The sequence below is a fragment of the Hydrogenophaga sp. FW305-3-2-15-A-LB1 genome, assembly GCF_058787875.1.
In genome coordinates this window covers 1-13706 of record NZ_JBYTAE010000114.1, presented here as the reverse complement: position 1 = coordinate 13706, position 13706 = coordinate 1, and the positions used below count along the sequence as shown (strand labels likewise).

General features: G+C 63.1%; 8 protein-coding genes. 1 reads left to right on the top strand and 7 read right to left on the bottom strand.

What is annotated here, in order from left to right:
• The 7 genes from cysW to AC3WPZ_RS25690 all read right to left on the bottom strand — a co-directional run.
• Positions 1-891, bottom strand: an 891-nt coding sequence (cysW, locus tag AC3WPZ_RS25720; RefSeq protein ID WP_492442218.1) for a sulfate ABC transporter permease subunit CysW, incomplete at its 3' end; no start/stop codon positions are given.
• Positions 888-1769: a sulfate ABC transporter permease subunit CysT gene (gene cysT, locus AC3WPZ_RS25715; protein ID WP_382158758.1), complete on the bottom strand. Its 882-nt coding sequence runs from the start codon at positions 1767-1769 to the stop codon at positions 888-890. The genes cysW and cysT, both read right to left, overlap by 4 nt.
• Before the next feature lie 129 nt (positions 1770-1898).
• The gene (locus AC3WPZ_RS25710; protein ID WP_382324166.1) at positions 1899-2897 is read right to left on the bottom strand and encodes a sulfate ABC transporter substrate-binding protein; all 999 of its coding nucleotides are present in this window, start codon (positions 2895-2897) and stop codon (positions 1899-1901) included.
• 125 nt (positions 2898-3022) lie between these two features.
• A complete protein-coding gene (locus AC3WPZ_RS25705; protein WP_492442216.1) occupies positions 3023-5530 on the bottom strand; it encodes an ATP-binding response regulator in 2508 nt (835 codons plus the stop codon).
• A gap of 19 nt (positions 5531-5549) precedes the next feature.
• The gene (locus AC3WPZ_RS25700; RefSeq protein WP_492442214.1) at positions 5550-6590 is read right to left on the bottom strand and encodes a 3-oxoacyl-ACP synthase III family protein; all 1041 of its coding nucleotides are present in this window, start codon (positions 6588-6590) and stop codon (positions 5550-5552) included.
• A gap of 15 nt (positions 6591-6605) precedes the next feature.
• On the bottom strand, positions 6606-7646 hold the full coding sequence (locus tag AC3WPZ_RS25695) for a 3-oxoacyl-[acyl-carrier-protein] synthase III C-terminal domain-containing protein (protein WP_492442212.1): 1041 nt from the start codon (positions 7644-7646) through the stop codon (positions 6606-6608).
• Positions 7643-7858: a hypothetical protein gene (locus tag AC3WPZ_RS25690; protein WP_492442210.1), complete on the bottom strand. Its 216-nt coding sequence runs from the start codon at positions 7856-7858 to the stop codon at positions 7643-7645. Before AC3WPZ_RS25690 ends, AC3WPZ_RS25695 begins: the two co-directional genes overlap by 4 nt.
• A 192-nt stretch (positions 7859-8050) precedes the next feature.
• Here AC3WPZ_RS25690 and AC3WPZ_RS25685 point away from each other — a divergent pair.
• On the top strand, positions 8051-13706 hold a 5656-nt coding region (locus tag AC3WPZ_RS25685; RefSeq protein WP_492442208.1), incomplete at its 3' end, for a two-partner secretion domain-containing protein.

Below are 13706 nucleotides of genomic sequence, written 5' to 3'. Positions count from 1 at the left end.
GTGGGCGGGCGTGGGCCGTTCGGGAGGCAGCTCGGCCAGCGCCTTCAGTTCTCGCTCCATCTGCCATTCGGCGATCGACTTGATCACCAGCGTGACCAGGGCCAGCAAAGCCAGCAGCGACGCCACGGCGAAGGCGGCGACGGACTGGTACTCGTTGTAGAGAATCTCCACGTGCAGCGGCATGGTGTTGGTCTGCCCCCGGATGTGGCCCGACACCACCGACACCGCGCCGAACTCGCCCATGGCGCGCGCGTTGCAGAGAATCACGCCGTAGATCAGGCCCCACTTGATGTTGGGCAGGGTCACGTGCCAGAAGGTCTGCCAGCCCGAGGCGCCGAGCACGATCGCGGCCTGCTCCTCGTCATTGCCCTGCGCCTGCATCAGCGGAATGAGTTCGCGCGCGATGAAGGGGAAGGTGACGAAAATCGTGGCCAGGATGATGCCGGGCACGGCGAACACGATCTTGATGTCGTGCTCGGCCAGCCAGGGGCCCAGCCAGCCCTGCGCGCCGAACACCAGCACGTAGATCAGGCCCGCCACCACCGGTGACACCGAGAACGGCAGGTCGATCAGCGTCGTGAGGAAGGACTTGCCCCGGAACTCGTACTTCGCCACGGCCCAGGCCGCCGCCACGCCGAACACCAGGTTCAACGGCACGGCGATCGCGGCCGTGAGCAGCGTCAGGCGGATGGCCGACCACGCGTCCGGGTCCTTCAGCGCTTCCCAATACGCGTCGAAGCCCTTGCGCAGCGCCTCGGTGAACACCGCGGCCAGCGGCAACACCAGGAACAGCGCCATGAACAGCAGCGCGATGCCGATCAGCGTGCGGCGCACCCAGGCCGCTTCGGTCGTGCCCTTGCGCGCGGTGCGCGGAGAGGTGGCGGTGCTCATTGCAGGTTCCCCCCGGAGCGCTTGCGTTGCCAGGTCTGCAGGCCGTTGATGAGCAACAGCAGCACGAACGAGAACAGCAGCATCACCAGCGCCACGGCGGTGGCACCCGCGTAGTCGTACTGCTCCAGCTTGCTGATGATGATCAGCGGCGTGATCTCCGACACCATGGGCATGTTGCCCGCGATGAAGATCACCGAACCGTACTCACCCACCGCGCGGGCGAACGCCATCGCGAAACCGGTGAGCAGGGCAGGCGCGATGCTCGGGAAGATCACGCGGCTGAAGGTCTGCCAGCGCGTGGCGCCCAGGCAGGTGGCGGCCTCTTCGAGTTCCTTTTCGGAGTCTTCGAGCACCGGCTGCACCGTGCGCACCACAAAGGGCAGGCCGATGAAGATCAGCGCGATCACCACGCCATTCGGGTTGAAGGCCAGTTGGAGACCCAGCGGCTCCGTGTACTGGCCGATCCAGCCGTTGCCCGCCAGGATCGCGGTGAGCGAGATGCCCGCCACGGCGGTGGGCAGCGCAAACGGCAAGTCCACCAAGGCGTCCACGATCTTCTTGCCGGGGAAGCTGTAGCGCACCAGCACCCAGGCCACCAGCAGGCCGAACACGGCATTCACCGTGGCGGCGATCAGCGAAGCGCCGAAGGTCAGCTTGTACGAGGCCAGCACGCGAGGCGCGGTAACGGCTTCCCAGAACTGCGGCCAGGTCAGCGAAAACGTCTTGAAGAACAGGGCCGACAACGGGATCAGCACGATCAGGCTCAGGTAGAAAACCGTGAAACCCAGCGTGATGTTGAAGCCCGGCAGCACGCGGCGGCGCGTGCGGCGACGGGTTTCAGTTGGAGCGGCTGCGGTTGGCAGCGTGGCGGTGGTCATGTCGTGGGTCCAGGTCGCTGCAACGCGAGAAGTGGCTTGTTCAAGAGGTGCCGCGGAACCGGATTTGCCGGGCCGCAGGCACCGCCCCCTCGAGGGGGACGCGCGCAGCGTGGCGGGGGTGTTTCCTTGTTACTTGCCGACCGTGTACAGCTTGTCGAACTGACCGCCGTCGTTGAAGTGCACCTTCTGCGCCTCAGCCAGCGAACCGAAATAGTCGCTCACGTTGAACAGCTTGATCGGCTTGAAAGCCGAGGCGTACTTCTTCAGCACCGCTTCGTTGCGCGGGCGGATGTTGTGCTTGGCCGCGATCTCCTGGCCTTCCGGGCTGTAGAGGAAATCGAGGTAGGCCTTGGCCTCGGCGGCCGAGCCCTTCTTGTTCACCGTGCGCTCCACGATCGCCACCGGGTTCTCCGCCACGATGGACGCGCTGGGGTGGATCGCATCGACCTTGCCGGCGCCGAACTCGGCGTCCACCGACACCACCTCGGATTCGAAGGTGATCAGCACGTCACCAATATTGCGTTGCAGGAACACGCCCGTGGCGTCACGGCCACCACGCGCCAGCACCGGCACGTTCTTGTAAAGCTTGCCCACGAACTCGGCGGCGTCGGCATCGCTGCCGCCCTTGCTGCGCACATAGCCCCAGGCGGCCAGGTAAGCCAGGCGGCCATTGCCACCGGTCTTGGGGTTGACCACCACCACCTGCACGCCAGGCTTGATCAGATCGTCCCAGTCCTTGATGCCCTTGGGGTTGCCGTTGCGCACCAGGAACAGCATGGTCGAAGTCGTGGGGGCGGCGCCATTCGGGAATTTCTGGCGCCAGTCCTTGGCCACCACACCCTTTTCCGCCAGGAAGTCCACGTCCGTCGTCGTGTTGAAGGTCACCACATCCGCTTCCAGGCCATCGGCCACGGCACGCGCCTGGGCGCTCGAGCCGGCGTGCGACTGGTCCACCTTGATGTCCTTGCCGGTCGATTTCTTGTAGCTCGCGGCGAACGCCACGTTGATGTCCTTGTAGAACTCACGGGCCACGTCGTAAGAGACGTTCAGCAGCGTGGTCTGTGCGCCAGCCAGGGCAGAAGTGGACAGGGCGACGGCGGCAAGCGCCGCGCGCAAGGTGTTTTTCATGGGAAAGCTCCAAGCAAGAAACAGGATGTGTCAGATTCTGGGCGCCCACCCTGAGAATCCAAACGACTTTGTTCTTGTTTCTTTATTCCAAATGGGAATAAAGAAGGCTCGGACCTTTCTCGGGTTCAGACGCCCGTGCGGGCTCGCAGCAGCCGATCCGTGTCGGTGAACAGCTGGCGCAGCTTGAGCAGCCAGTCTCCATCTGCTGGCCACTGCCCCGTCTCCACCATCAGGGCGTACCTCGCCCGCAATTCATCATGAAACGCCCTGGCGCCCAAATGTCCGGCCAGACCCATCAAAGCATGCATCAGCGTCTTCGCCCGCCCCATGTCGTTGGCCGCGACATAGCCGGCCAACTGGCCAAACTTGGTGCGCATGTCCTCCAGCGCATGGGCGAGATCCGCCTTGATCAGGCCCAACCGGCGCAAGCTGTCCAGCCTGGCGACATCGATGAGCGCGTGCACCGCCGCTGACGCCTGTGGGGTCGGCAAGGCATCCACCCTCACATCCTTGATGGCGATACCCAGCTGCCGGCTCAGCGACTCAAGGAGTTTTATCGACTGCACCGGCTTGATGAGAAAGTCGTTGATGCCCGCCTCGCGTGCCTCCGACATCATGGCCTCATCGGAACGGGCGCTCAGCGCGATCACGGGCATGGTGCCCCGTGGGCGGGGGCGTGCACGCAGGGTGTGTGCGATCTCGATCCCGCTCAGGTCGGGCATGTGAATGTCCGTGATCACCGCATCGACATGCATCGAGGCATCGTTCAAAAAACTCAAGGCGATCTGTCCGTTGGGGGCCTCAAGCACCTGGAACCCCTGCGTCATCAACACCGTGCGCACGTACTTGCGGCTGAAGTCCTCGTCGTCGACCAGCAGGATGGTCTTGCCTGAGTGCTTCGCGCAAGCCTCCATGGTTTTCGCCTGGCTTTTCGACGAGGCGTGGGCGCGACACAGCACCTCGATCAACTCCTCTGGCGAGCACCCTTTCGAAAGAAATTCCTTCACCCCGATCCGGTCCAGCCTGACCCTGGCCGCATGGGGAGACTCCGATGAATGGGCCACGATGGTCAGATTCTCCAACCCGGGGATGGCACCACGGCGCACCTTCTCGGCCGTGGCGTAGCCGTCCAGCTCGGGCATGCACAGGTCCAGCAGCATCGCGTCGTACTGCTGGGCGGCCAGCTTCGCCAGCGCCTGGTTGCCATCCTCCGCCTCATCGACCTGCGCACCCAGTGCGATAAGTGCCTTTTTGGGCATTTGACGAAAATGCCGGGAATCGTCCACGACCAGGATTCGCCTGCCACTGAACATCGCGACGCCTTGTCTTTTCACCCCTTCCTCGTGTGCGGAGATCTCGTTCTCGGCCACGTGCGGAAAGCGCATCACGAACCGGGTGAACTCGCCGTACACAGACTCGCAGCTGATGGCCCCGCCAAAGGCTCGCATGGTGCGCTGGCAGAAAGACAGGCCCAGCCCAGTGCCACCCTGCTTGCCCTCGCTGTGAAAAGCCTCGAACAACCGTGAAATCACTTCGGGTTTTATACCGGGCCCCGTGTCCTCCACCGTCACGATGCGGTGATTCACCGTGATCGTGACGCGGGCCTTCGGATGCTTGTCGAAATAGTAGGTCGCGTTTTTCAGCAGATTGAACAGGGTAAAGACGAAGCGCGTCTCGTCACCCCTGAAAACGAAGTCCTGGTTCGGCATTACCGAGATCCGGTTTTTGTCTTCGGCGTTCGTATAGCAGAACTCTGCCACGGCCTTGTTCACGACCGCCGTGGCTGACAGATAACGATGCTCAGACCGGTCGATCGGCTTGGCGCTGATCTCGTCCATGGTCATTTCGATCACCTGCGTGCCCCGTTCAATGGCCTCCTTGCACTTGGCGATCTCGGCGTAGATGGCCTCCAGATCAATGACGTCAATGGTCTGGCTCTGCGAACCGACGACATGGTCGGGCAAGCGCTTGCCGATCGCATCCATCCTCTGGGTGAGCTGACCCATGGGGCTTCTCATTTCATGGGCGATGGATCCGATCAAGGCTTTCATGGCCTCGACCTTTTCCTGGGCCAGGAGGCTTTTCAGATGACTGCGCGTCAAGATCATCCCCGCCACGATGCTGTACAGGATGGCTGGGAGATGAACCGATTTCACTATGGCGTGGTTCAGAGCCCAGAAATCGGGAAGCGTGAAGTAGGCAGCCAACGTGCCCAGACCGAGGCCGAGCGCCATGTTCACGCTGGCGAGCATGTAGTTGGGGAAAAGACCGATGATCAAGAACACGGTCGCCACTTCGATCATGGATCGAAGGAGGGAGTAGTTGCTGGCCAGCAGTTGATAGGTGGAAAAGAAGGGCAGTGCATAGCAGAGCGTCGCGAACCAGAGCCAGGGCAGGTACTTCTTGCACGGTTCTGGCCAGTTGGGACTCAACCACAGCCCCAAGCAGGCCAACATGCCGAGCATCCTCAGTTCGAGGCTCTCGTGTTCCAAGGGCGTGAGATACAGCCAGAGCACTCCGTATGCCCCGAAGATCATGGTGCCGAGCGCGCCGGCGACCACCATACTCCGCTTGGATGCATTGGCGTTGATTTCAAGCGCTTGCGCGAAACGACGAAACGGATTGACCATCATGTATCTCCTTTCACCATGGTTAGTAAACAAAATTGCCCGCCGCAAAGGACATGCCTGCGCTCCCCATCAGGAATGCGACGCGGTTGCCCTTGACCAACTTGCCTGCGCTTTGAGCCAGCGCCATAGCGGTTGGGATGGATGCCGAGACGACGTTGCCCGCCTCGGGATAGATGTGAAATGTCTTGCTCGCGAATCCAAGTCGATTTCCGATGTCATCCCATGCTTTCATGGAGGATGAGTGGGTGAAGACGATATCGGCCTCGGCGAGGTCGATTCGCGACTTGCTCAGTACATAGGGGAGTTCTTCGGCGATGCGGTCATGAATCTCGCGGCCAAGGGCGCTAAACCGTCCCTGACCCAATTGCGCCACCATGTGACTGACATTGAAGTAGCCTTGGTATCCCTCCGCTGGGATCATGCAGAGGTCTGCATAGTCCGGCTTTGAATGGATGGTGACCGAAAGATTGTCTGGGGCGTTTGGAAGCAGAAGAGTTGCGGACGCAGCTTCACCGATGGTGTAAGAGGGATACAGGTAGTCGAGCTCCTGTGGGTGACGCAGTGTGTAGTTCTCTGGGAACCCGGCCGCGCCTTTGATCATGTTGAACTCCGCGTTCACGATCAAGGCGTTCCGTATCTGTCTCGTTTTGAAGAGGCTTCTGGTCAGCGACACGGCCCGCGTCCAGCTCATGCATGCATCGAGGATGTCGAAGCATTCGGCGTGGAGGAAGCCCAAGGCCTTGGCCAAGATGTAGGCGTTGCCCAACTTGTGAAAACCCCCGCCGATTCCCACATAGATGAACAGATCGATATCGATGGGTCGTAGCGGCGTTGTTTTCAGCGCCGTATGAACTGCTTGATGAACATGGTCGATTGGCCGTTCACTTTCGCTCAGCCAGTGGCGGGTGATCAGACCACTCCGCTCAAGACGGGCTTTGACGATTCGCAATGCCTTGGCAAGATCTCCTTCAAAGTCCTTTGAGTTGAAGCGGATGATCTCCACGATCTCCTCATTGCTGACTTTTCTCTCGGGAAGACTCGCGGCGACGCTTTCAATGATCATGACTCTGCTCCTCTGTCAGTGATCAAATTTGCCTGCCGCGAACGACATGCCCGCGCTTCCCATGAGGAATAGCACCCGATCCCCTCTTTTCAATCGCCTGTCTTCTTTGGCTCGTGCGAGGGCGGCGGGGATAGAGGCCGAGACGATGTTTCCGGTGCGAGGGTAGAGGTGGTAAACCTTTTTGCCGAGCCCATGTTGCGCGATCGCTGCCTGCCACTCTGTGGCCGAAGAGGTGTGCGTGAAAACGATGTCCACGGCTTCATCTGAAAAGCCTGCGGTTTCGATCAGGTGTGAGATCTCTTGTGCCAGATTGCGATGGATTTCGCTGCCCTTGACGGTGAGACGATCGATACCAAGCGCCTCTCTGGCTTCAGTTGGCCCACAGAAGTCGTTGAAGTTCCTGCTTGGGACCGTGAAGACATCCGCAAGATCTGGTCTTGAACGGAAGGTGATGTGGAAATTTTCGGGCTCATCCGGACGCAACAAAGTCGCGGTGGCTGCTTCTCCGATGGAGTACGACAGCAAGGCATGCTCCAACTGCGCGGGAGTCTGAAGCATGAAGTCGGTGGGGCGCAGAGATCCGCTTGCCGTCACGTTGAACTCGGCATTCACGACCAGCGCGTTGCGGTACTGATCCGTCTTGAAGAGGCTGTCCACCAGCGAGAGCGCGCGTGTCCAGCTCATGCCTGCATCAATCACATCGAAGCATTCCGCTCGCGTGATGCCCAGCGATTTCGCCACCATGTAGCTGTTGCCGGGTTCTCGAAAACCCCGGCCCACGCCCACATAGATGAACAGATCGATATCCGCACATTGCAAGGAACTGCCCTGCAGCGCGGATGAGACGACCTTCGCCAGATGATCGATGGGCCGTTCGCCCTCTGCTTGCCATTGGCGGGTGATCAGCCCGCTGTGGTCCAGAAACGCCTTGACGATCTCCAGCGCCTTGGAAAGGTCACCATCGAAGTTCTTCGAATGGAACCGGATCAGGTCCACGACCTCTTCATTGCTGACTCTTCGGGTAGGAAAGCTCGCGACGACGTTTTCAATGATCATTCTTGTTGGTGGCGCGCTTCGCCGGTTGTGGTGGAGAAGAACCCGGGTTTTCGGTGTAGCGCGGTTAGCGCCTCAACAAAAACTTGGATCGACGCAGTCTTAGCGAGCACGTGGCGCTTTGGTTTTCTCTGGCACAGGATGCCGAACTGGTGGTCCAAATTGCTGGTTTGAGGCAATGACTTGCGCGAGCCAGCGGTCGAGTGCGGGCTCATGGCACTCTTTCGGCGAACGAGCTCGATCGATGGAGATGTGTGGGGCGGTGCCGGCACGGGCCGCCGGATTGACGCTTTTTGAATCCCCCGCTTCGGGCCATGTCAAAAAGCCGATGGTTCGGACATTCTTTGGGATATTTCGTGCCAGAAGCGCACGGTGACGTTGCTGCCCACTTGAAATTCGCGCCGGCCATGAACCGTCTTTGTGGCTCTGCGGCGCAACAAAAAATCGATCAAGGGAGTGCAGCAATGAACCATAACCGCCATCGCGTGGTGTTCAACGCCACACGCGGCCAGCGCATGGCCGTGAACGAGACCGCTAGCTCTTTCGGGGGGTCTTCGTCTCCACCGATGCCTGCGCTGGCGTTCGCAGCTCTACTGCTGATGCCGCTCACCCCTGCGCAGGCCCAGGTGGTGGCCGACCCTTCGGCCCCCGGCAACCAGCGCCCGACCATCCTTCAGACCGCCAACGGCCTGCCCCAGGTCAACATCCAGACGCCCAGCGCGGCCGGCGTCTCGCGCAACTCGTACAGCCAATTCGATATAGACGCCCGGGGAGCGATCCTCAACAACAGTCGAACCAGCGTGCAGACGCAGATCGGCGGATTCGTTTCTGGAAATCCCTGGATCAGCACGCCCGCTCGTGTGATCCTGAACGAAGTCAACTCCAGCAACCCCAGCTACCTCAAAGGCCCGGTGGAAGTCGCGGGTCAGCGCGCCGAGGTGGTCATCGCCAACCCCTCGGGCATCCGCGTGAACGGCGGCAGCTTCATCAACGCGTCGGGTGTGACACTCACCACCGGCACCCCGGTGATGAACAGCGGCAACCTGGAGTCGTTTCGGGTCGCCCAAGGCGCGTTCGTCGTGGAAGGACTCGGGCTGGACACCCGCACGGCCGACTACACGACCATCCTCGCAAGGGCGATGGAAGTCAACGCCGGCCTGTGGGCCAAGCACCTCAAGGTGGTCACCGGTGCGAATCAGATCAGCGCTGACGGAAGCACCGTCACGGCCACGCCCGCCAGCGCCCAAGGCACCGCACCGCGCTTCATGCTCGACGTGGCGGCCATCGGCGGCATGTACGCCGGACACATCTACCTCGTGGGCACCGAAGCTGGCCTGGGGGTGAACAACGGTGGCGTGCTCAGCGCGGATGCGGGAGACCTCGTGCTCGACAGCAACGGCTGGCTGCGCAACAAGGGCACGGTGCAGGCCAGCGGCAACGTCGCGATCACCACCCAGGGCGAGGTGAAGAACGACAAGGACATCTACGCCGGAGGCGCCCTTCGCATCACGACCTCGCAGGCCCTCACCAACAGCGGCCTGATCGCGGCCCACGGCGATCTCACCGTGCAAGCCGCCAACGTGAACAGCACCGGCGCACTGGCGGCGGGCCTGAACACCGACGGCTCGCTCAAAGCCGGCGCCGCCCTGCTGGACGTGCAGGCCACCCAACAGCTCACCGCGCAAGGCAACAACCTTGCCAGCGGGCACCTCAAACTGGAAGGCCAGGCGCTGAACATCGCGGGCAGCCAGACCCAGGCGAAGACGCTGGCGCTCGATGCCACGGGCAGGGGAACGGGCACTGCGCCCGGCACGGGCCTGATCGACGCGCAGAACGCCGACGTGCTCGCCCGCGGCCGGATCGACATTGACGGCAAGACCCTCAAGACCACCGGCGCACAGTTGCAAGCCCTTGGCGACATCGAGATCCACGTGGACCGACTGGACAACCGGAGCGGTGTCATCGTCGCCGGGCAGGGCCTGGGCATCCTCAGCGAGGGGCAAATTGAGAACGCGCAGGGGTTGCTCAGCGCCGGCGGCACGCTCGACATTCAAGAAACCCCAACGACCCCGCCGACCGCGCGCACGCTGGCCATCACCAACACCGGCGGCACCCTCATCGCCGACCAGCAACTCAGCGTCACCGCAAAGACCTTGAGCCTGGACGGCAGCGTGCTCTCGCAACAGGACATGGCGCTCTCCCTGCAAGGCGACCATACCCATGCGCAAGGCTCGCGGATCGTCGCCAACCGGGACCTCAAGATCGAGATCGAAGACGGCGGTCTGATCAACAGCGGTGAACTGCTCGCTGGGCTCAACCTGGGCTTCACCGCCGACTCACTGGACAACACGGCTACAGGCGAGATCAGTGCGGGCGACACCGCCGACATTCGGGTGACGGCGGCGCTCACCAACCGAGGCCTGATCGACGGCAAGAACACGCGACTGCAAGCCCAGACCCTGAACAACATCGGTACTGGTCGCATTTACGGTGACGTGCTCGCCATCCAGGCCGACACCCTGCGCAACGACACCGAGACCGTGGGTACCGTGCGCTCGGACGCCGTCATCGCAGCGCGCGAGCGCCTGGACATCGGTGTGCAAGAACTGATCAACCGCGAAGGCGCCACGATCCTCAGCCTGGGCGACCTGGCCATCGGCGGATCGCTCGATGCCACCCACCGCGCGGACGGTGCCACCAGCGGCATGGCTCAAAAGATCCAGAACCAGTCGGCCATCATCGAAGCCCTGGGCGCGCTCACCATTGCAGCGAAGACGCTGGAGAACACCAACACGCACTTCCTGGCCGATCTGGTGACTGGCCCGACCACCCAGGTCCTCAAAGTCGTTCACAACGGCGTGAGCTACGACCCGCAGGCCCTGGGCATGAACTTCGGGCCCTTGAACAGCTACGTCGACAACGCCGGGTTCCGGCTCCTGCTGCCCTCGACCGACTACCCCTTCTCGGCCTTCCCCGCCAACGACATGAGCTGGGCCAGAAAAGACGCCAACATCTTTGGTGGCCTGGGCTTGGGCAGTACGCTCATGGGCATTTTTGGCCCGGAGGTTGCCTCGCCCTTCGCCGTGAACTACTCGCGCAGCCGCATCCGGGACTGCCGCGACTGCGATTGGAAAGACGTGGACAAATACACCGCCGGCCATGGCATCTGGGCCAGGTTCGGTGTCACGCCCTACGGGCCGGCCCCCAGCTACACCGGGCGCAACTGCGCCGACGTGGATGGGCCGCCCTGTTCCGCGTCCGAACAGACCACCTACAACGCCTATCAGGCCGAGCTGGCCGTCTACCAGGCGGCCAAGACCCTCATCCAAGACCAGCTGGACCAGAAGATCGCCGACTACAACCGGAGCGTGGCCAGCCGCACCCTGCGCGACTGGACTGTCATCGACGCAATGGCCCAGGACTTCACCCCCGTCGTCAGGTATAGCCGCCCGGCCCGGCTGCTAGCCGGCGGCGACCTGAACATCCACAGCACCCAGGAGGTGCTCAATGACAAGAGCGAGATCGTGGCCGGCGGCACGCTGGGCATCACCGGCGCGGCACTGCGCAACGTCGAGGCCGACGTGCTGGCCCGCACCGAAGTGCGGGGCCAGAGTGTGTACTCCGCCTACATCGAGGACTGCGACTTCTGCGATCCCGATCGCGCGCATCAGTTCACCCCCTATACCGCCGACACCACGCGCACCGTGGGTCTACCGGTCGGCCGGGTGGAGCAGGGCACCGCTCCTGCGGCTTCACCTCTGCAGATCGGCGCTCAGGTCATCTACCAGACCCGCTCAACCGCTGCGAGTGCCGGCACCCCGAGGACCAGTGCACCCATCGTCCTGCCCACCAGCGCGCTCTTCCGTGCCCCGGCCAGCCCCACCGCCACCTACCTGATCGAGACCGATCCGCGCTTTGCGGACGAGCGCCAGTGGCGCTCCTCGGACTATCTGCTGCAGGCCCTGTCCATCGACCCGGCCACCATCCAGAAACGCCTGGGGGACGGCTTCTACGAACAACGCCTCGTGCGCGAACAGATCGCCTCGCTCACCGGTCTGCGCTTCCTGAGCGACTACACCAGCGACGATGCGCAGTACCAGGCCCTCATGACCGACGGCGCCACCTTTGCACAAGCCTTCCAGCTGCGCCCGGGCATTGCGCTGTCCGCCGCGCAGGTGGCCCGGCTCACCAGCGACATCGTCTGGCTAGTCGAACGCCCGGTCCTGATGCCCGACGGCAGCACCGTCATGGCCCTGGTGCCCCAGGTCTACCTCATGCCCCGAGAGGGCGACCTGACTCCCACAGGCAGCCTGCTGGGCGGGGCACAGGTCCAACTCGACCTCAGCGGCGACCTCATCCACGCCGGCACCATCGCCGGTCGCGACGTGGTTCAGATCACCGCCCAGAACATCCATCTGCTTGGTGGGCGCACCAGCGGCGAAACCGTCAACCTCAGCGCCCGAGAAAACCTCAACGTCATCGGTGGGCAGGTTGTCGCGCAAGAACAGTTGGGCCTGCAGGCCGATGGCGGCATCAACATCCGCAGCACTACCCAGACCACGGGCAACGCCTCTACGTCCTCCAGCCGCACCAAGCTGGACCGCGTGGCCGCGCTGTACGTCACCAACCCCGGCGGCACGCTGGTGGCGATGGCCGGTGGCAACCTCACCGCGCAGGGCGCGACCATTCGTTCCGAAGCCAACGTGACCTTGCAAGCCCTGGGCGATATCGCCCTGAGCACGCTCAACACCGAGGCCCGGGATGAAGCCCGTTGGGACGAGGAGAACCACCTCAGCCTGACCGAACGCATCGAGATCGGCAGCACCGTGACAGCGGCGGGCCAGATCATCCTGCAAGCCGGCGGTGGCATCACCGCCCGCGCGGCCAACCTGCAGGCCGATGGCGACCTGGCCCTGCAGGCCGGTGGTTCCGTGCTCATTGAAGCGGGTGAACGCACCCAGGCCCACGACGAGGCCCACCATGTTGAGAGCAGCGGCTGGCTCTCCAGCTCCAGCAGCACCACACGCAACGCCGCCAGCGCCACCGACGCCCTGGCCAGCAGCCTGGGCGGGCAGACCGTGAGCATCCGCAGCGACCAGGACGTGGGCATCGTCGGCTCTAACGTCATTGGCGACCAGGGTGTCACCGTGCAGGCGGTGGGTGACGTGAACATCGTGGCCGCACAAACCCGCTTCAGCCAGAGCGACTACAAGGAGGTGGAGACCAGCGGCTTCTCGTTGGGCGAGGGCAGCGTGTCCTGGGGCACCCAGAACCAGGGCCGCGACCAGCAAAGCCAGGGCACGGGCGCCGCAGCCAGCACGGTGGGCGCCATTGCGGGGAATGTGAACATCACCGCCGGGCAGACCTACACCCAAGTCGGCTCCGACGTGATGGCCCCGGGCGGAGACATCACCATCAATGCGCAGGAAGTGCGGATCGCGGAAGCGCGAGAGACCCGTCGCACGGAAACCAAAGAAACCCTCGAGCAAAGCGGCATCACGCTGGGTGTAAGCACGCCGCTGCTCACGGCCATGCAGAGTGTCGCGGGCCAGATGGAGGCCGCCAACGACACCAAGGACGGCCGCATGCAGGGCCTGGCGGTGGCCAACAGTGTCTTTGCGGTCAACAACGCGTTGAACCAGGCTGCGGAGGGCTCGAGCAAGCCGGACGCCAGCAACGCCCAACAAGCCGGTGGGGTCAACTTCTCCATCAGCATCGGGGCAAGCTCCAGCGAAAGCAATACGCTGGAGACCAGCGATACGGCGAGGGGCAGCACCGTGAGCGCGGGCGGCAGCGTGAGCATCACCGCCAGCGGTAAGGGGAAAGACAGCGATATCGTCATCCGGGGCAGCGAGGTCAACGCGGGGCACACCGCCAGCCTGAACGCCGAAGGGGACATCGAGCTGCTGGCCGCGCAGAACGCCCAGAGCCTTCACGGCAGCAACAAGTCCGACTCGGGCAGCATCGGCATCAGCTTCGGCACGGATGGGAGAAGGCGCGGCCAAGGGCATTGCCCAGGGCGTTGCCGCGCTCACGGCGGCGGGCATGGGGGCAGCGGTGGGT